The sequence below is a fragment of the Draconibacterium mangrovi genome (genome assembly GCF_010586825.1).
Lineage (GTDB): Bacteria > Bacteroidota > Bacteroidia > Bacteroidales > Prolixibacteraceae > Draconibacterium > Draconibacterium mangrovi.
On sequence record NZ_JAAAGB010000003.1, the window covers coordinates 392267 to 411478 of the forward strand.

The following is a 19212-nucleotide window of genomic DNA, read 5'->3' on the forward strand; positions in this document are numbered from 1 at the left end:
ATATTTTGGTGTGAAGATACCAAAAGATGCCCCAACTTTCAAGCCCGGCGATCAAGCAACAAAACTTATTAATGGAAAAAAAACAAATGCATATTTTCGATTATTGTTAAATGCGGAAGGGGTCATTTTTATCTAAAAATGTATCCTTCCGCACTTAAAGGGCCTTATTTTTTTGTAAAAACATTGCCTTCCGCAGTTAAAGGAGGGCATTTTCTTGCAAAAATGTATCCTTCCGCACTTAGAGGGGGTCATTTTTTTATCAAAACACTGCCTTCCGCACTTGGAAGGGGTCATTTTTTGGTAAAAACACTGCCTTCCATATGCGGAAGGATACGTTTTTGCGTAAAAACGCTGCCCTCTAACTACAGAAACAAACGTTTTTGCAGTGTAATTATCGCTTAGAAATTAAAGTTATCGTAGTGACTTTGCTGTTTCTGGATTTTCAAATCCTGCAGCATCGACGAAGATGCACTAATGGTAAAGCTGTAACTTTTACGGTAGCCAAAAGGCACAAAGTTAAACGACATGTTCCAGCAGTGCAGATCGCGGTTCAGGCGGAACGAGGTTAATGCAAACTCCCCTTCCTGAATATCGAAGTTGGTCATGGCACTCATTTGCCATTTATTGGTAATACTAATATTTCCGCGTAAACCTAAAGTTTGGGTAACCCGCCCATTCGGATTACTGGCACTGGTTGCTCCGGTATAGTTTAAACTGTAGTCGAAACCAAAATCCCAGGGCATGCTAAAATCAAGATAGTCATCAAAAATAGGTGGAATCACGTCTTCCGGAGGCCCGGGAGTTTCATCCTCATTGTTGCCTTCGTTGTTTTCACCCTTTTTCTTGTCTTTCGAGTTAAAATTCATTCCGAACGAAAGGTTGGCCCGGGTTACACGTCCCAGTTTGCCAATACCACTGCGTTCGTTCCAGGCATATTTATGAATACGACGGTAGTTCTCATCCACCATATACGGGTCGACCGTGGTTCCCATATTAATACTAACACCTGCCACAGTAGTACGTGCCCGAATAGAAAACGGAGCCAAATTTAATGAGTCACGAATCAGGTCATACGATGAAGAAATACTCAGGTTGTCAATTATTTTCACCTTCTTGTATTTCTGCTCTTCATCGGTTTTGGTGGAATCGCGCGTATCCAGCTTTTTCATTTCCAGGTTGTTGTTCAGCGCGAAATTAATCGATCCCGATTCTCCCATTCCGGGCGAACCACCGTAAATACCACCTAAGTTGGTATCGAAGTAGCGGGTATTTCCGTCTTCATCAACTTGCACTTCCTGCCAGTAACCGTAATGTTCCTTACCAAAATCGGGGCGGTAACTAAACGATACCGTTGGCGACATTTTGTGGCGAATACCCTTAATTTTAGAGTTCGGATTTCGAGGGATGTACATACCATAAATGTTGGCCGAAGCACTAATACTATATGCGTAATCGTATACACGGTTTAAACCGGTAATCGTATCAATCCTAACATTGTCGGGAATAGTTGAAGGATTTCCGGTGTACTCGCCCCCTTCTTCGTAGTTATAGTTGTATTTTTTGAAGTACCATTTTTCGTTGTAACTAATGCCTGGGCTGAAATTTATGTAATTAAACAAATTAAAACTCGGGAACGCAATGGGCAAGTTGTGGCGAATACCGTTTTTCCAGTCGGTAGCAAACGAACTGCTCAGTATTTCGCTTTCTTTGGCATTAATCGAGTTTCTAAAGTTGGCGGTATAGTTAATACCAAATTTTTCGTAGAACTTCACCGATCCGCTTCGGTTCTTTTTCCTGAGCGGATAGATTTTTGCCATGTTAAAGGTCATTTCGGGCAACGACAACGACATGGTGCTGTCCTTGGTGTTTTGCGAATGACGCAGGTTCATCGACAAATTAAAGGGTGTATTCTCAAATTTTCGTGAATATGAAATACTCGACGATTTTGTGGTCGTCAGGTAATCATTCATATTGTACGCATTCTGCTTATCGTAGCCGCTCGACGAAACGTTCACACTGGCCGAGAATGTTTGGTTAGGATTGGCTTTTGAATCCTGCGAGTGCGACCACAAAATTTTATATTGTGTGCCTACCGAGTAATTATCCAAACCTTGTTCGCCGTATTTGTTTTTGGCATATTCGAAACCGAAATTACCACCAAACTTATACCGTTTTTTATAATTCGTTTTTATACGTGTACCCCACGAACCACGCGAATAAATATCGCCCTGAACAGCTAAATCGAAATATTCGCTTGCGGCCCAGTAATACCCTCCGTCGCGCAGAAAGAATCCACGGTTTCGCTCCTCACCGTACTTCGGAATTAAAATTCCCGACGAGTAGGTTGGCGAATTGGGGAAATATCCAAACGGAATAATAGGAAAATATAACGGGAAATCCTCTAAAACCATGTAGGCCGGTCCGGTAATTATCTTTTCGTTCGATATAACCTTTGCTTTTGTCAGGTGTAAATAAAAGTGCGGATGATCGGCATCGCAGGTCGTATATTTGGCATCCTTGGTAATAAACACTTCTTCGCCAATCTTTTTGGTACGGTCGCTATGAATAAAACCTTCGCCCTGTGCCGAAACAACTTTGGTAATAAAAGCCTTTTCCGTTTCGAAGTTATAACGCATCGTTTCCGACTCGTACTCTTCAGAACCTTGCCGGAACAACGGTTTTTGGGTCATCTCTCCCACCGAATCCAGAACTCCTTCAGCATAAATTTCCTTGGTTTCTAAATCCAGCTCAATATAATACGCCTCCAGTTCAATATTTTGGTAAGTAACTTTTGCCTGGTTGTATAAATACACCTTTTGGCCGTCGAGCGAAACAATCATCGAATCGGCGGCAGCATAATCAATGGGCGCATCAATAACCGGCTTTTCTTCCTTTACCATTCCCATTGTATCAATACCGGTAGTATCAACCAAAATGGTATCATGTGCGCTGATATACTCAGATAAGATAGAATCGGGAACCTGTTGCTGTGGAGCCACACTAATGGTTGGTTCCTGAGCTAAAATCAAAAATGGAGCTACCAGGAATAAATATGTGATGATTATTTTATACAAAATGTTTTCTGCGTTTCAAAATCTACTTGGCTGCACAAAAATATAAATATGGCTTATACTAAAGTGCTATAAAATGTAAAATAATGCTAATATTTCTATTTTTACGTTTATAAGCTGTAAGCGGGGCAAAGCAAATAAATAAAATGGTATCGAACAAATACTAATACTCCGCTCTTATGTGTTTAGATATACGAATACTGATCAGATATTTATATGACACAACAAGGTTTAAAGTTACTTCTGTTCATTTGTTGCATTTGTTTTGCCGTACAATGTTTTGCCGCAAACCAATTTTCGGCTGAAAACCAAAAAGAAGGCATTTCTGTTGTGGTTATCGACCCGGGACATGGCGGCCGCGACCTTGGCGCATCATTTGGCAACGCCGTCGAAAAAAACATTGTGCTCGATATTGCCTTAAAACTCGGAACAACAATAAAAGAAAACTACCCCGATGTAAAAGTGGTTTACACGCGCACCACCGATGTTTTTATACCATTATATAAACGGGCCGAAATTGCCAATAAAAACGAAGCCGATCTTTTTATATCAATCCATGTAAATGCTGTTGGCGCCCGAAGTGTGCAGGGAACAGAAACTTTTGTTCTGGGGCTTCACCGAAACGACGATAACCTGGAAGTAGCCAAAAAGGAAAATGCAGTAATTCTTTTGGAAGACGATTACAACACCACCTACGAAGGTTTTGATCCGAATTTGCCCGAATCGTATATCATGTTTGAAACCATGCAGGAAGAGTTCCAAGGACAAAGTGTAATGCTGGCATCGAGTATTCAGAACGAATTTCGCGATTATGCCAAACGGATCGATCGCAGCGTAAAAATGGCCGGGTTTCTGGTTTTACGCGAAACAACCATGCCCAGTGTTTTAATCGAAACTGGTTTTATAAGCCATAACGGCGAGCGACAATACCTTACCAGCGAAGCCGGAAGAACACGACTGGCTTATGCCATTTTCAGGGCTTTTCGCGAATACAAATCAGATATTGAACAACGCAGCAGTTTTCACCTCGTAACCGAAAATGAAGCCAGCCCGGGAAACAATATATCGGAAAATAACAGCTCAGCTCCATCTGAATTACCGCTGGCACAAGCCGGGAATAAGGCACCTAAGCAAACGGCAGATGAAGTATTTTATTCGGTACAAATAATGGCCTTAACAAAAAAACTGGAAACCACACCGGCCAATTTTAAGGGCGAACAAAATATCTTTCTGTTGGAAGGGCAAAACCTCAACCGCTACTTTTCAGGCCGGTTTAAATCAATTGAAGAAGCCGGGGTGGAGCAACGAAGAATAAGCCCAAAATACCCCAACGCCTTTGTGGTTGCTTTCAAAAATAATAAGTTAATTTCTTTAAAAAAGGTGTCGGAGCATTGATTAATCCCTTTGGAATTGGCTACTTTTACATTAAAATCTTATTTTTCCGCCATGAAGAATGCAAAATACACAAAACTTGGAATTTTAATCGTCTTTTCATTTGCCGTACTTATCTGGGGTTTAAGCTATCTGAAAGGGAAAGACATATTTAAACAAAACGACTATTACCATGTGTATTATAACCGAATTGACGGGCTGGTAAAATCCAACGATGTAACAATCAACGGATTTAAGATCGGTCAGGTTGCCGATTTAAAATTTGCTCCCGATAACAGCGGGCGGCTGCTTGTAACACTTGCGGTTAATTCATCATTCAAAATCCCGGTAAATTCTACCGCCCGTATTATTAGCAGCGATATAATGGGAACACGTTCGGTAGAAATTTTATACAGTGGAGAAAGCGAGATGTATGAACCGAACGATACCATTCCCGGCTCAATTGAAGCCGGACTAAAAGACCAGGTGAGCATGCAGGTACTTCCGCTAAAAAACAAAGCAGAGGAATTGCTCAGCACTGTTGATTCAGCCATTACCGTGCTTACCATTATTTTTAACGAAGATGCACGCGAAAACCTCACAACCAGTTTTGCACGAATAAATCAAACCGTTGAAAATATTGAAGCCACAACTGCCGATCTCCAGGAAATAATGGCCTCGGAAAAAGGGAATGTAAAAAATATTGTTTCGAATATTGAAGAACTAACCGCCACCTTTAAAAATAATGCAGCCGAATTTGAAGCAACCATTCAAAACCTGAATCGTTTTTCGGATACGCTGGCCAACGTTTCGGTTACACCTGTTTTAAATAATCTGGCCAATGCATCGGCCGAAATAGAAAATATACTTGAAAAACTGAACAGTGACGATAATTCTGCCGGCTTGTTACTTAACGACGATGAATTATACCAGTCGATTAATACACTTTCGGAAAATATGGGTTTTCTGATTGGCGATATTCAGCAAAATCCTAAACGTTACCTTCAGGTTTCAGCATTCGATTTTGGTAAGGAAGTGTATATTAATACCAAAGACGATGCTGCTTCAAAAGATATTGTCTTTAAAGTTCACCTGCTTTCAACCAAAACACAATTGGGTACCGATGCCGAAGTTTTTGAAGAAATTGATGATGTGGAAGAATACACAACAGGCAATGTTTATAACTATTTAACGGGTGCAACAAGTAAGTACAGCGAGATAGAAGAAATCTATCATAATTTACGTTTTCAATTTCCGGAATCGAGTATCGTTGCCTTTAAAAATGGCCGCCTTATCAAGCTACAAAAGGCTCTTAAGCAAATACAGTAATTAACCGACAAATGTTGATAGCTGGATATGTCAAAAAACCAACCCCACCAGACCCTACCAGCTATATAGTTATCGTTCAATCACTTAAAAATAATTCGCTGATTTATAGCACTTTATAAATATTTCAGAAATTTAAAATTTTAAATGCCTGACTTATAACCAACTATGACAAATGTTATTTTTCCAATAGAATTATGATTTTTTTTTTAACTTTTTTTTCGCAACTTTTGTTCTCGGAATACCACTAGGGAAATTTTTTTGTAGAACCTCATTATCCAGCAATTGTAAATGAACAACGAATACAGATCTGCATGGGAGAAATGCCTTAACGTTATTAAAGATAACGTTCCTAGCAGCAGTTTTAAGACTTGGTTTGAACCAATCGAGCCGGTTAAATTGGAGAATAAAGTATTAACAATTCAGGTACCAAGTGCCTTTTTCTACGAGTATCTTGAAGAACAGTTTATCGACATTCTTCGCAAGACACTTCGTATGGTTTTGGGCACCGGAGCGAAACTTGAATATAACGTTGTTTTAAGCAATAAAAACAGTAATGAACCGTATACTGTTAGTTATCCTACGAATAACAACAACAAAATTCAAAATAAACCACTTACTGTGCCATTAAAAGCGGAGGAAAAAGCAACAATAAAAAATCCATTTATAATTCCGGGGATCCAGAAATTACAGATCGACCCGCAATTAAAACCGGACAATACTTTCGAAAATTTTGTTGAAGGTGATTGTAACCGACTGGCTCGCAGTGCAGGTTTTGCCGTTGCACAAAATCCGGGAGGAACAGCTTTTAATCCCTTAATGATTTACGGTAACTCAGGTTTGGGGAAAACTCACTTGTCGCAGGCTATTGGTATCCAGGTAAAAGAAAATTTCCCCGACAAAGTGGTTTTGTATGTAAACGCAAATAAATTTCAAACGCAATTTACCGAGGCAACGCGTAATAATAACAGAAACGACTTTTTACATTTCTACCAAATGGTTGATGTGTTGATTCTTGACGATGTGCATGAATTTGCAGGAAAAGAAAAAACACAGGAAACATTCTTCCACATTTTCAACCACTTGCACCAAATGGGTAAGCAGCTGATTTTAACATCAGATAAGCCGCCTATTGAGCTGAAAGGAATGGAACAGAGACTCTTGTCGCGTTTTAAGTGGGGACTGACTGCTGATTTGCAAACACCCGACTTTGAAACTCGTATGGAAATTCTGCGTCGTAAAATTTATAAAGACGGCATTACTCTTTCGGATGAAGTATTGGAATATATTGCATCGCATGTAACCAATAATGTTCGCGAGCTGGAAGGTGCATTGGTTTCATTGCTGGCACAGTCGATGTTGAACAAGCGCGAAATTACACTTGAGTTAGCAGCCAAGTTGATCAACAAACTGGTTAAAAACTCAAAACGTGAACTTTCTATCGAGTATATTTCGAAAGTAGTTTGTGATTATTTCAGCATGCCGGTTGATGCACTGCAAACCAAAACCAGGAAACGCGAAATTGTTCAGGCACGGCAAATAGCCATGTATTTCTCGAAAAGTTTAACGAAATACTCGCTGGCAAGTATCGGGGCACAAATTGGAAGTAAAGACCACGCTACGGTTCTCCACGCTTGCAAAACTGTAAACAACCTGAAGGATACGGATAAGAATTTCCGACAGTTTGTTGAAGACATAGAAAAGAAATTAAAAATGTAATACCGGCAGGCTTTTAAGCCTGCCTTTTTTTTGCCCATATGATTTATCTGATCCTGTGCATCCTTTCATCATCAATGATTTATGTGATTTTCAGAGTTGCAAAAAATTACAATTGTAAACTTCAATCGCTGATCACGATAAACTATTTGGCTGCCAGTTTACTGGGCATTCTTTTGTTTCAACCATTTGCTGAGGCCAATACCCCGGCCACACTACCCCACTGGATGCCTTTTGCCATACTACTCGGAATCCTTTTTATTGCCATGTTTTACTTAATTGGGCACAGCGCCCAGAAAGCAGGAATTACTGTAACCACACTGGCCAATAAGTTATCGCTGGTTTTTCCGGTAACATTCTCTCTCATCTATTTTAACGAACAGCTTTCAACATTAAAAGCAATTGGAATAGTAACTGCGATAATTGCCGTTGGATTAACGGTTTATAAAAAGGAACTCACCAAAACAAACCTGGTTTATATTGTTTTGCCTCTGTCCATCTTTTTAGGAAGTGGTTTGATCGACTCGATTGTAAAATATGTTCAGGCCGTAAAAATATCGGAAAGCGAAACATCGTTATACACCATCCTGGTTTTTATGGTTGCCTTTTTATGTGGAGTACTCGTTTCGATATTCACAAAAACTTACCGGCTAAAACTAAATCCGGCAACACTACTCTTCGGGACACTTTTGGGTATTGTGAATTTTGGATCCCTTTATTTTATTATAAAAGCACTGAATAAATCGGGATTGGAAAGTTCGCTTGTTTTTGCCCTCAATAACATGGCAATTGTGGCATTTACAGCCATTTTAGGCACCTTACTTTTTAAAGAACGGCTGAATAAAATTAACTTTGCAGGTGTTGTATTGGCACTCATCAGTTTATATTTCATGTTGTAATGGACGATCAGTATAAAACCATAGAAACACCGAGTACCGGCTACTTTAAAGACAAAGGCAGCAAATTTTATTCATATGCCTACCCCTTAAAAGATGAAGAAGAAGTAAAAGAGCTTATTGCTTCATTAAAAAAAGAACACCACAGTGCGCGCCATCACTGTTATGCATGGCGACTGGGCACCGAAGAAATTCGTACGCGCGCCAACGACGACGGCGAACCTTCATCAACAGCCGGGAAACCTATTTTAGGGCAATTGCAAAGCTACGAAGTAACCAATATTCTGGTGGTAGTGGTTCGTTATTTTGGAGGAACACTGCTTGGCGTTAGCGGGCTTATTAATGCCTACCGGGAGGCTACGGTTGAAGCGCTGAACAATGCCGAAATAATTTCGAAACTTATTGAAATTCAGTATGAACTAAAATTTGAATACGACATGCTGAACACCGTTATGAATAAGCTAAAACAAGATAATTACGATATTGTAAGTACTGATTTTCAGGAAAGCTGCCGGCTGATATTTAAAACCCGGAAATCGGAGCATGAAAGAGCTTTCCAATCGTTTAACGAAATATATGGAATAGAAATAAAAAGGCTGGATTAGCATTTTTATGTGTTAATAAAATGCTGATAAGTACGCCACACTAATTTTGACAAACGTTAACTAACACTGTATTTTTGAACCATGATGCTACGCGTGATATTCCACTTTAATTTTCTTGAGCGAGGCACTAACAAACGCTTTGAGAAGGTTTCTTTTTCCCATCGCTGCATCAGACGATTTTTAAAAGCAATCGTTTTTATCTATAAAAAAGGTTCTACTTTTTTAGCAATTAACGAAGACCAACATTTTCTTTTCCGAAATGTTGGTCTTCTTTTTTTCAGTCAACCACATTATCAAATTCAATATTTAAGGCAATGAAGAAGGATTTAATTTCGATCACAGATTTCTCGAAAGAAGAATATCTGAGAATTATGGAACTGGCTGCGGATTTTGAAGCAAATCCGAACCAGGAACTATTGAAAGGGAAAGTTGTTGCCTCCCTTTTTTTTGAGCCATCAACACGCACACGCTTAAGTTTCGAAACAGCCATTAATCGTTTGGGGGGACGAATTGTTGGTTTTGCCGATCCTGACAGCTCGAGTGCAACAAAAGGAGAAACACTGCACGACACTATTAAAATGGTGAGCAACTATGCCGACCTTATTGTTATGCGTCACCCGCTTGAAGGCGCAGCGCGTTATGCTGCCGAAGTTTCGAGTGTGCCAATTATCAACGCCGGCGACGGTGCCAACCAGCACCCAACACAAACGCTGCTCGACATGTATTCCATTTTAAAAACGCAGGGCACGCTTGATAACCTAAACCTGTTTATGGTTGGTGACCTTAAGTTTGGAAGAACAGTACATTCGCTGCTACAGGCCATGTCTGAATTCGAGAATCCGATTTTTAACTTCATTGCACCCGAAAGTTTGCAAATGCCACGCGGTTATAAACACCATTTGGAAGAAAGAGGCATTCGTTATTTTGAACACGAAGAGTTTACCGATATTATTTCGGAAGCCGATATTATTTACATGACCCGCGTTCAGAAGGAACGTTTTTCTGACCCGATAGAATACGAAAAAGTGAAAGATGTTTACATTTTAAATAAAGCGATGCTGGAAAATACCAAACCAAATGTTCGGGTGTTGCATCCGCTGCCACGCGTTAACGAAATTGCCACCGATGTTGACAGCAGCGAAAAAGCTTACTATTTCGAACAGGCACTTAACGGGGTGTTCACCCGCGAAGCGATTATCTCACATGTAATGAACCTTAAATAATACCGCCATGGAAAAAAATGACGCAAAAAAGAAGTTAAAATTAAAAGTTAGTGCCATTAAAGATGGAACAGTGATCGACCATATTCCGGCAAAAAGTTTATTTGAGGTAATAGCAATTTTGGGTCTCGATACAATTGAAAACCAAATTACTTTCGGAACCAACCTAGAAAGTGGAAAGCTGGGGGCAAAAGCCATTATTAAAGTTTCGGATAAGTTTTTTGAAAACGATGAGATCAACAAAATTGCTTTAATCGCACCACACGCCAAACTCAATATCATTAGAGATTACGAAGTGGCCGAAAAGAAAATTGTTGAGATTCCACAGAAAATTACGGGAATTGTAAAATGCTTTAATCCGAAGTGTATTACCAACCACGAAAAGATAACTACCTCGTTCAGAGTAATTAATACAAACCCGATTGCATTAAAATGTAAATACTGCGAAAAAATTACATCAGAAGACGAAATAAAAATGTTGTAAGAAATAATTGTTTTCAGCTAAATCCGCCTTTTTAAAGAAACAAGAAGGCGGATTTTTTATATATTTGCACGTCCAAAATCGAAACGGAGTAAACACCACAGATTTTGGAATGTTCTTAACAGATTTGCCCAGTTGGCGGAATTGGTAGACGCGCTAGTTTCAGGGACTAGTATTCTTATGAATGTGAAGGTTCGAGTCCTTTACTGGGCACCAGGAGAAATCCAAATAAAATCAAAAGCACTTAAAATCAATATTTTAAGTGCTTTTTTGTTTTCTATAAGTATCAAAAAAGCACAAAAAAAGTCATTCTAAACGAGACTTTACCGAGACCACTACTTTTTTACAACAAACTAGTCTCGGCAATTCTCATAAGTATCTCTATTTCAACATTTAAATTGACATGAATTGACTCGATTTGATCTTGAAAACGAGCCCCTAAAAGGGTATTTTTAAGCTACAATCGAGACCAATTTTTTCTTTAACCTTAAAATGAAAAAAGATGAGATTGACTATTAACTTTATTGTGAAAAAAGCGAGACAGAAAATTAATGGAGAAATTCCTGTTTATGTAAGATTTACTCTAGATTCCAAACGCGTTGAGCTTTCTACGGGTATTTATTGTCATCCTGATAAATGGGATGAATCTGGACAACATTTCAGTGGAAGAAATGAAAGAGCCCAAATCCTGAATAACAGATTGAGTAAGATTCAAAATGAGATTCAGGATCATTACAATTTACTTAAATCTTCAGGAGAAGATTTCGATGTAATTACCATTAAAAATAGGATACGAAACATCGATGACAGCGAAGGTATTCTAAAAGTATTTGACTACTACTTGAAGAATATGCACGAGAAACTGGGGAAAAGCTATTCTCATGAAACCTATAAACATTATAAGTCGTCTAGAAAACGTCTGGGTGAATTCGTCAAGAAATTTAGCAAGAGAACGGATTATCCTGTCGAGAAAGTTGATTACAAATTTCTTGAAGCCTTTGATGTTTTCCTAAAGAAAGAGTACAAGGTCCATTTGACAAGAATGAAGCCTCCTTTGCCTATACATGCTTTTGGCATCAGTTTAATGAAGTCGGCAAAAAGAAAAAGCAGGAGCCTATTAGATACATTGTATTATTTGATTGATACCTGAAAATATTAAATATGAACCAAATTACTGAAAAAGCCATATTTTTTTTGACTTTAGTAAATGGATTAATTCTAATATTTGCATAATTTTTAATACGCCTATTGAAAAAGAATAATGTTAATTGAATCGTTACACAATACTGAGATAATAAAGAAAGGAGAATTCTTTCTAAAATATGCGGCTTCATGTAAACAAATCGGTCGATTAAAGAAAGGTGTTTTACGGGGTTTTGTAATCGATGCTGATGGAAATGAAATAACAACTCATTTTTACGGAGAAGACGATATGGTTATTGGCAGTTTTGTTCCAAATATGAATGCTGTAATTTCGATTCAAGCACTAACCAACTGCGAAATTTATAAGGCTGATTATTCAACGATAATGTCGTATGTGAATAAGGACAAGGAAATAACAGAGGTTATAACTTCCTCTTTTCAAAAATTAAATGCTCAATTACAATCACGCTTAGTAGCGCTTCTGAATTTGAACTCATTGGAAAGGTATAAACTATTCTTACAAGAATACCCTAACCTGATTAATCGTATTCCCCATTATTACATTGCAAACTTTTTGGGAATCACTCCAACACAACTTAGCAGGGCACGAAAGCAATTTATCAACAATTGTAAATGAAAAAGTAATCGCAGGTACTTTTCTTTGTCAATACAAAACAATGAATAATACTTTGCAATTATGGGACTACAATCAGGTTTAATACTTATGTTGATAGCAGCCGTTGGCTCTTCGTTTACCAACTGCTCTAAACACAAAAAAACAGTTTCAAACAATTATAAAATAGATGAGATTCCGGTACAGGTTTGCTACATTGACGACAACCACAAAAAAGGGCTATTGATCTTAAGCCACGGATTTAATGGGAACAAGGAGCAATGGTCTGACAGGATAGAGAATTTCGCTGAAATGGGATATTATGTGCTTGCTTTAGACAACAGGTATCACGGTGAAAGGAAAGGTATAACCATAGCTGAAAAAATACTTACAAACGATGGAATGATTGATATAGTAAAGCTTCGAAAGGCAATCGATGAAAATGCACAGGATATTTCAACGCTTATCGACTATTTTTCTGCAAACAGCTTAATTGATACTTCCAAAATCGGTATGATGGGTATATCAATGGGCGGTTTTATAACTTATTCAAGCCTTGTTCGAGATCCCCGGATTTCATTTGCTATTCCAATAATCAGTTCTCCGTATTGGGATGATATTCCTGAAGATGCAAGATTTTTAGATTCAGCCGAGACACGAAAAAATTTAGAAGCTTATGCTTTGAAGAATAGTCCAGCCAACCGTTTTGAACGATTTTATGACAGAAAGATTTTTGCCTTAATCGGAATGAACGACACCCATTTCAATCCAAACCGGGTTGTTGATTTTTACGACAAACTTAAATTAGAACATGGAACAAAATGTCCGGACATAAAATTAAATCGATACAATGTTGGCCATAATGTAACTGAGACTATGTGGCAAGATATCGAAAACTGGTTATCCGAAGAATTATAATAAACTTATTAAAGGTCTAAATAATTTAGGTCTCAAATCCTGAATACTAAACAAATACATTTTTGTAGTCTCATGAGCATATAAAATTCATTTATTATCAAACCCCATTAATTGGCGAATTTTGTCCGCATTGATTCTGGTTGTCAATTTCTCGAGCAATAATAATGCAACATTTATAGCTGTTGACGGATTCCATGATGTTATGATATTATCATCCACCACAATTGGCTGATGGATCACATTAACACCAAATCCTTTTAATTCCTCTCTTCGTATTGGACTATTGTAAACTGTCCCTTTTTTATCCTTTAAGATTCCACTCTTTCCAACTGGTAAAGCTCCAACACAAATAGACACAATTATTTTATTTTTTGAGTTAAAAGCTCTGATCAAATCTAAGAATATAGTGTCATATGCGTCTTTGTAAAATCCATAAATTTCAAATCCTCAGGAATTGCTAATGCATCAAACGAATCAACGTCAATCTCATCAATCAAGTAATCAACAATAAAACGTTGGTTAAAGGAACTCTTAATTTCCTTTTTTAATCCACACGTAAATAATTCAGTCGAGTTATCACCATATACAAGATTCCAGCCAATCACATCAATAAACACACTTGCCTCAAATGTCTCAAACCCGTCGGCTAACAGTAACAATACTTTTTTCATTTTAAATCAATTTATCAGTATAAGATTTTGTTTCTTTTATTGGTCTGTACAAGGGCAATTTTTCTCCACGTAGTTAATTGTATTTTAGAGTAACTGATTCCTTCCGACAAAATTACCATAACGCGTTTCTTCGTTTTACGAACCTTTAATTGTATTTTTCACTAAATATATTGCTATGCACAATAATGTTGTTTACTTTAGCTTTCGACAGGATAAATGTTCCAGGTACCCTTACTTAATTCAACAACATTTCCACCTACTTTTAAGGAAAATTTACCGTTGTGCAATTTGCCTTGTAATTTGATGTAAGATTTGCGATTCATTTGAAAACCTTGTTCAACAATAGCAGAAATACAATTTGAATTGTTTTTTAGAAGATAAGCTAAAAAGCAGCCATTGGCACTTCCTGTTGCGGAATCTTCAATTATATTTCCATTTTCAATACAGAACATACGTCCATTGTAGTTGTTAAATTTCTCGTAAGTATCTTCTGTAATAAAATATAATGAGGTGGATAATCCTGACCAACTATTAGTTTTATAGCACTTGTTTTTTATTAAAAACTCAATTACTTTATCTGGGTTTAGCTTAATTCCATTCATTTCTTTTAAACTAATAAGTGGAATAATTATATAAGGAATACCTGTACTTATCTCTTCTATAGGCATTTTTAAATCTATAGCTTTCATATCAATTCCTAACCCTACTGCAATATCTTCGTGCGTATATTTCTTAATAAATTGGGGTTGAGCTTGCTCCATTATAAAATCACAGAAATCCAGATTATCAACAGAGGATAAATCAACTCTGATATCTGTATGCTTTAGCTTTAATAATATACTTTTTTTAGGTTCCGGTAATAAATATTTAGAGATTATATAGGCTGTTCCTAAAGTAGGATGGCCGGCAAAAGGAACTTCATATTCTGGAGTAAAAATTCTAACATCAAATTCCTTATCCCCATAATTTTTCTTGACAAAAGTTATCTCTGAAAATTTTAACTCTTTTGCAATTTGAAGCATTAGTTCTTCTGAAACTTCATTTTCATAATCAATAAAAACAGCCAATTGATTTCCACCATATTTTGACAATGTAAAAACATCAACAATATAATATATTATCCCCATTCCGATTTATTTTTCTTTTTAATGGTAATCATTAACACAGCCAGTATCCAAAGGTCTATAATTTTTATTCATCTTAAATTCAATACACGGACTCTATTTCGTATTAAAATAGCATTCTTTATGCCATTAAGGGTGCATTTTCCTTTTCCTCATGGCTTTCTATGGTACTATTCACTTCTGATTGACAAATCATCAAATAACTTTTGCAACTCTTTATCAAGCTCTTTTGCATGATCAAATCCCATCATTACAAATACTCTATTGTTGGATTCAAGCGTCTCTTTTAATAGTTGAATCAAATAGATATTCCTATAAGCTGAAACGTGTTCATATATTTCATTAATCCTGTTTTTTGAAAAATACAGGTACTTTTTAGCATCAAAATCAGTCCAGTTATTGTTATTTAAATCTTCAATATTCGTATAAGGTTCTAAAAGATCAGAGAGCTGCGAAAGCTTTATTGATGATACTGAATACTTCAATGTTTTATTAATCCCATTAACAAAATCTACAGCATTTACTTCAAAATTAATGTTCGCATTTGGGCGTTGCCATTGCACCATTTGCCTGATTAAATACATAGCCAATATCTCATCTTTCGTACATGAATTCAATAAATATCGAAATATGCTGGAATCAGTAGGCTCCGTACTTTGTATCTGAATATGATTTGTTTGTGACAGATAGGCCACGAACGAACTCTCTCCGTGTCTAATTGCATCCAAGCTGTCATTTGGAGCAATTGCGTTTCCTTCAACCAAAACTACATCCGGGGCAAACTTTGCAAATTCTACACATATATCATAAAACATTGGATTTAAAGGATCTACTCCATGGATTCCTGAAAACCAGAACAATTCCTTATTACCCGATACTAAATACAAATGCCCGCCACCTACACGCTTATAAATTTTACTTTCTGTATTGCAAGCCAACATAGAAATAAGGCTTAAACACAACAGTATTTTATTGGTACGTATCATTGTTTTCTATTTCAGTTAAATAATTACTTACGAGATAGATTATTTATATTTTATCACTTCAATCACTCATAATCGATTTCTAATGAGACATCGTTCGCTGCCTCAACACAAAGTTTTATATCGTGTAATCCAATATGTGCATTGTAGAGATTCCTCTCTTCATTCAACTGTTTTATATCCTGATAAAGCTTTTCTGAATCACCATTTGCAACCTTTTCAACAGTATCGTAACCAGCTTCAAACAAAACAAAAGCAAAAGTGTGATTTACCCACCTTATTCTTGCAAGATCGGTTAATTTCGTAATTTTTAAAAGGTCGTTTTTATCAATTCCGGTTTGTTGGCATAGATCATTTCTCTTATGCTTAGTGGTTGCTCTATCAAATAATTGAACTGTATTTTTTATCTGGATTTCTTCCAATTTCATTAGATCATTTTCAGAAATCCCAGGAAAGTCTTTTAGTTTATTTGGCTTTGGCTGGTAGCTTTTAATTTCTCGCACTAAAACTGTTAGATATCCTTCTTCTAATCCGCTATTTAGTGCGAAATCGTTTATACTTTTCTTATTTTTTAAAGCCTTTAGTATTTCATCAACATTCTTTATTCCTTCGCGCTTTAATACCTCAAAATTTAAATCCAAATTCTCCTTTATGATCATTCTGCCAGGAAGTAAATCAACTGATCTCAGCATTTCTTTGTATTTATTTAAGCATATTTTTTCTAGATCAATATAATATCCCATATCCTACTCTTTTATTCCAATAGCCAAGATGTTAAAACTGAAAGATTTTCTGTTTAATAATTTCTAAGAAGGCATTTGTATTAGTAATCATTGCCGGATGGCCTCCCTGCTCAAATAAATACACTTCTAACATTTCATTCCTTTTGGTTAAATCACCATAAATTTTATCCAGATGATCGCAATATTCATCTTTCCTACTTCCTGTTATTAAAGTTGGCACCCTGAGCTCTGAAATAGATTTATGAAAAAACGATTTGCCTGTTTTATAAAATTCCATATTCACTTCAGTATCTGAATCAACAACTTTTTTCCAATCAGTGCCATGGCAGTACCACCATATCAGTTTTGCCAATAATTTCTTTTATCCGTTTCCCTATCTTGCTCAATAGTTTTAACATACGATTTTAACGGGAATTCGCCTTCAAAACTATCGGCTATTATATACTTTGTACATTCCTGATGTTCCAAACCTAAATTAAGAGATACTAATGCACCACCACTTGTTCCTACAACTGAAACCTTATCCAGCTTTAAGGTTTGAATAAGCGCATAAGTCACCTCTGAGTTATAATACCAAAAATCGGATTCAAACTTTTCCATTCTTTCCGACTTTCCGTGCCCTGGGAAATCGACAAGAATTACCTTAAAGTTTTTGGCATATTTTCTAGTTACAGTACTAAACATTTTTGATGACATGGTATTGCCATGTAACAACAGTAAGGGTTCTCCTTTTCCTATTATTTTATAGAATACCTTCTGTTTCTGAAATACAAAATAAGCCATACCTATTTAGTTTAATACGGAAATTTTACATGAAGAATAATTGTAATAGCACTGAGTAAAATCCGGTTGTTTGTTTATCAGATTTCACCGGCAAACTCTTGCAATAGCTTATAGACTAAATTTAATCCATTATGCTTTTTATCCACGTTTTTATATCATCGAGTACCGTTGGAGATATTGTTTCCTCAATAGAGGAATATTCGCTGGGACTACCCGTGTTGCATTCCTGAAATAAATGGTTAAGATTTGGATATTCTATAATTTTCACCTCTTTGTTTCCACTATCCTGAAATGCTTTTTCTATCACGGGTAAGTTATCTTCGGAATCAACCTGTAAGTCCTTTGCACCATTTAAGATTAATGATGGACATTGTACCTTTTCAAAATATTTTGCAGCATTATAATTTAAGGCATAAATCATCCAAATATTGGCATACTCCAATAAATAAGAGTTGACATATTCTTTTACGTCGGATTCCTTTTTTATAAGCTCCTTATTTTTTCTTGCTTCCTTTTTAAGGTATTTTGATAATTGTTTTTCGAGCACATCAACATCTTCAGCGGCGGCAATCATATTCAGGGCTTTCTCTGTGATGCTTCTGTCCATTGCTATTTTTTCTTCCGATTCTCCTTCAGCTCTTGAAATTAATTCATTTTGCTTTAATATAATTTCTTTAAGAGAAACTCCCGGAGCTGCCAATGTTACAATAAAACCGACATCACTGTTCTCTGAAGCTACCATTGGAGCTATCATTCCACCTTCGCTATGTCCAATAAGACCAATATTATCAATATCAATTTCGTTCCTGCTTTTTAAATATTCGATGGCCGCCTTTACATCACTGGCAAAATCGGCTGTTGTTGCGCATTCATGACAACCTGTTGATTCTCCGAAGCCCCTGTCATCGTAACGCAAGACAGCAATACCTTTTCGGGTTAAATAATCGGAAAGTACAAGAAAAGGCTTATGCCTGGCAAGCTCTTCATCGCGATTTTGAGGGCCGCTACCCGAAATTAAAATTACTACCGGATATTTGCCTTCCTTATCAGGTAAGCTCAATGTTCCAGCTAATGTGTCTCTGTCGCTATTATTGGCGAACTTAATGTCTTCAGTGTAATAGGGCAATGGAAGTACAGGTTCCTGAGCACGCTTAAAAACAGGTTTCTCAATTTCATTCCTTGTAAATACTAAAGGAAATTCCATTCCAAATTGTTTAAAAGTACCTTTTATAGAGTCTTCGCTTAAAATTCCGCTATAACCAAATAAACCAAGAAATGCTTTAGTTGTATAGGTTGAATCTTTTAATTTGGTCCTTTTCATCTCAAAACCTTCTGATGTTTGGTCAATACTGTATAAAGTAGTTTTATAACTTCTTTTTGTTTGCTCTACATCAAGCGTTATCCGAAGCGCTTCACCTTGAGGGGCAAGCAAACCATACCATTCCCCTGTAATATTTTGTCCGTTAAGCTGTAATGTAATTAGAAACATTAATAATAAAATGAAAACTGTTTTCATGATTGAGGTCTTCTTGAAATATTTAATATTAA

At 36.7% G+C, this 19212-nt stretch carries 19 protein-coding genes and 1 tRNA gene; 11 read left to right on the plus strand and 9 right to left on the minus strand.

The genetic code is table 11. The features are described from left to right. Positions 1-398: 398 nt before the first annotated feature. Positions 399-3074, minus strand: coding sequence for a putative LPS assembly protein LptD (locus G4420_RS11090; protein WP_163323709.1), 2676 nt, complete (start codon positions 3072-3074; stop codon positions 399-401). Between the two features lie 213 nt (positions 3075-3287). Between G4420_RS11090 and G4420_RS11095 the strand changes: the two genes are divergently transcribed. From G4420_RS11095 to G4420_RS11145, 11 genes are all read left to right on the plus strand, one after another. Then, positions 3288-4466, plus strand: a complete 1179-nt coding sequence (locus tag G4420_RS11095) for an N-acetylmuramoyl-L-alanine amidase family protein (RefSeq protein ID WP_163323710.1) — start codon at positions 3288-3290, stop codon at positions 4464-4466. A 51-nt stretch (positions 4467-4517) separates the two neighbouring features. After that, complete coding sequence (locus G4420_RS11100; RefSeq protein ID WP_163323711.1) at positions 4518-5771, plus strand: MlaD family protein; 1254 nt, start codon at positions 4518-4520, stop codon at positions 5769-5771. A gap of 288 nt (positions 5772-6059) precedes the next feature. Then, entirely contained in the window at positions 6060-7487 is a 1428-nt protein-coding gene (gene dnaA / locus G4420_RS11105; protein WP_163323712.1) for a chromosomal replication initiator protein DnaA, read from the plus strand. A gap of 38 nt (positions 7488-7525) precedes the next feature. After that, on the plus strand, positions 7526-8383 hold the full coding sequence (locus tag G4420_RS11110) for an EamA family transporter (RefSeq protein ID WP_163323713.1): 858 nt from the start codon (positions 7526-7528) through the stop codon (positions 8381-8383). Further along, complete coding sequence (locus G4420_RS11115) at positions 8383-8985, plus strand: IMPACT family protein (protein ID WP_163323714.1); 603 nt, start codon at positions 8383-8385, stop codon at positions 8983-8985. Before G4420_RS11110 ends, G4420_RS11115 begins: the two co-directional genes overlap by 1 nt. 314 nt (positions 8986-9299) lie before the next feature. Beyond that, entirely contained in the window at positions 9300-10208 is a 909-nt protein-coding gene (gene pyrB / locus G4420_RS11120) for an aspartate carbamoyltransferase (RefSeq protein WP_045030088.1), read from the plus strand. 7 nt (positions 10209-10215) lie between these two features. After that, positions 10216-10689 (plus strand): aspartate carbamoyltransferase regulatory subunit, encoded by a 474-nt coding sequence (gene pyrI, locus G4420_RS11125; protein WP_163323715.1) that lies wholly within the window; start codon positions 10216-10218, stop codon positions 10687-10689. 126 nt (positions 10690-10815) lie between these two features. Continuing rightward, positions 10816-10902 (plus strand) — tRNA-Leu (locus G4420_RS11130). Positions 10903-11188: 286 nt separating this feature from the next. Next, complete coding sequence (locus G4420_RS11135; protein WP_163323716.1) at positions 11189-11836, plus strand: phage integrase SAM-like domain-containing protein; 648 nt, start codon at positions 11189-11191, stop codon at positions 11834-11836. Positions 11837-11947: 111 nt separating this feature from the next. After that, the gene (locus G4420_RS11140) at positions 11948-12466 is read left to right on the plus strand and encodes a Crp/Fnr family transcriptional regulator (protein WP_163323717.1); all 519 of its coding nucleotides are present in this window, start codon (positions 11948-11950) and stop codon (positions 12464-12466) included. A 90-nt stretch (positions 12467-12556) separates the two neighbouring features. Next, positions 12557-13360 carry an alpha/beta hydrolase family protein gene (locus G4420_RS11145; RefSeq protein ID WP_163323718.1) on the plus strand — a complete coding sequence of 268 codons (804 nt, stop codon included), beginning with the start codon at positions 12557-12559 and terminating at the stop codon, positions 13358-13360. 87 nt (positions 13361-13447) lie between these two features. Here the strand turns inward: G4420_RS11145 and G4420_RS23440 are convergent, their stop codons facing one another. From G4420_RS23440 to G4420_RS11180, 8 genes are all read right to left on the minus strand, one after another. Next, the gene (locus G4420_RS23440) at positions 13448-13753 is read right to left on the minus strand and encodes a DJ-1/PfpI family protein (RefSeq protein ID WP_204273657.1); all 306 of its coding nucleotides are present in this window, start codon (positions 13751-13753) and stop codon (positions 13448-13450) included. Positions 13754-13755: 2 nt separating this feature from the next. After that, positions 13756-14031, minus strand: coding sequence for a DJ-1/PfpI family protein (locus G4420_RS23445; protein WP_204273658.1), 276 nt, complete (start codon positions 14029-14031; stop codon positions 13756-13758). A 197-nt stretch (positions 14032-14228) separates the two neighbouring features. Further along, positions 14229-15158, minus strand: a complete 930-nt coding sequence (locus tag G4420_RS11155; RefSeq protein ID WP_163323719.1) for a PhzF family phenazine biosynthesis protein — start codon at positions 15156-15158, stop codon at positions 14229-14231. A 167-nt stretch (positions 15159-15325) separates the two neighbouring features. After that, a complete protein-coding gene (locus tag G4420_RS11160; RefSeq protein WP_163323720.1) occupies positions 15326-16141 on the minus strand; it encodes a hypothetical protein in 816 nt (271 codons plus the stop codon). A gap of 62 nt (positions 16142-16203) precedes the next feature. Next, positions 16204-16881: a DUF4332 domain-containing protein gene (locus G4420_RS11165; RefSeq protein WP_163323721.1), complete on the minus strand. Its 678-nt coding sequence runs from the start codon at positions 16879-16881 to the stop codon at positions 16204-16206. Between the two features lie 31 nt (positions 16882-16912). Next, complete coding sequence (locus G4420_RS11170; protein WP_163323722.1) at positions 16913-17233, minus strand: hypothetical protein; 321 nt, start codon at positions 17231-17233, stop codon at positions 16913-16915. Next, complete coding sequence (locus G4420_RS11175; RefSeq protein ID WP_163323723.1) at positions 17221-17664, minus strand: alpha/beta fold hydrolase; 444 nt, start codon at positions 17662-17664, stop codon at positions 17221-17223. Before G4420_RS11175 ends, G4420_RS11170 begins: the two co-directional genes overlap by 13 nt. A 121-nt stretch (positions 17665-17785) precedes the next feature. Continuing rightward, positions 17786-19180, minus strand: a complete 1395-nt coding sequence (locus tag G4420_RS11180) for an alpha/beta hydrolase family protein (protein WP_163323724.1) — start codon at positions 19178-19180, stop codon at positions 17786-17788. Positions 19181-19212: the final 32 nt, after the last annotated feature.

Coding starts and splice junctions, on each gene's coding strand:
- G4420_RS11095 (WP_163323710.1), top strand. CDS start 3,288: ATGACACAACAAGGTTTAAAGTTACTTCTGTTCATTTGTTGCATTTGT.
- G4420_RS11100 (WP_163323711.1), top strand. CDS start 4,518: ATGAAGAATGCAAAATACACAAAACTTGGAATTTTAATCGTCTTTTCA.
- dnaA (WP_163323712.1), top strand. CDS start 6,060: ATGAACAACGAATACAGATCTGCATGGGAGAAATGCCTTAACGTTATT.
- G4420_RS11110 (WP_163323713.1), top strand. CDS start 7,526: ATGATTTATCTGATCCTGTGCATCCTTTCATCATCAATGATTTATGTG.
- G4420_RS11115 (WP_163323714.1), top strand. CDS start 8,383: ATGGACGATCAGTATAAAACCATAGAAACACCGAGTACCGGCTACTTT.
- pyrB (WP_045030088.1), top strand. CDS start 9,300: ATGAAGAAGGATTTAATTTCGATCACAGATTTCTCGAAAGAAGAATAT.
- pyrI (WP_163323715.1), top strand. CDS start 10,216: ATGGAAAAAAATGACGCAAAAAAGAAGTTAAAATTAAAAGTTAGTGCC.
- G4420_RS11135 (WP_163323716.1), top strand. CDS start 11,189: ATGAGATTGACTATTAACTTTATTGTGAAAAAAGCGAGACAGAAAATT.
- G4420_RS11140 (WP_163323717.1), top strand. CDS start 11,948: ATGTTAATTGAATCGTTACACAATACTGAGATAATAAAGAAAGGAGAA.
- G4420_RS23445 (WP_204273658.1), bottom strand. CDS start 14,031: ATGAAAAAAGTATTGTTACTGTTAGCCGACGGGTTTGAGACATTTGAG.
- G4420_RS11155 (WP_163323719.1), bottom strand. CDS start 15,158: ATGGGGATAATATATTATATTGTTGATGTTTTTACATTGTCAAAATAT.
- G4420_RS11160 (WP_163323720.1), bottom strand. CDS start 16,141: ATGATACGTACCAATAAAATACTGTTGTGTTTAAGCCTTATTTCTATG.
- G4420_RS11165 (WP_163323721.1), bottom strand. CDS start 16,881: ATGGGATATTATATTGATCTAGAAAAAATATGCTTAAATAAATACAAA.
- G4420_RS11175 (WP_163323723.1), bottom strand. CDS start 17,664: ATGGCTTATTTTGTATTTCAGAAACAGAAGGTATTCTATAAAATAATA.
- G4420_RS11180 (WP_163323724.1), bottom strand. CDS start 19,180: ATGAAAACAGTTTTCATTTTATTATTAATGTTTCTAATTACATTACAG.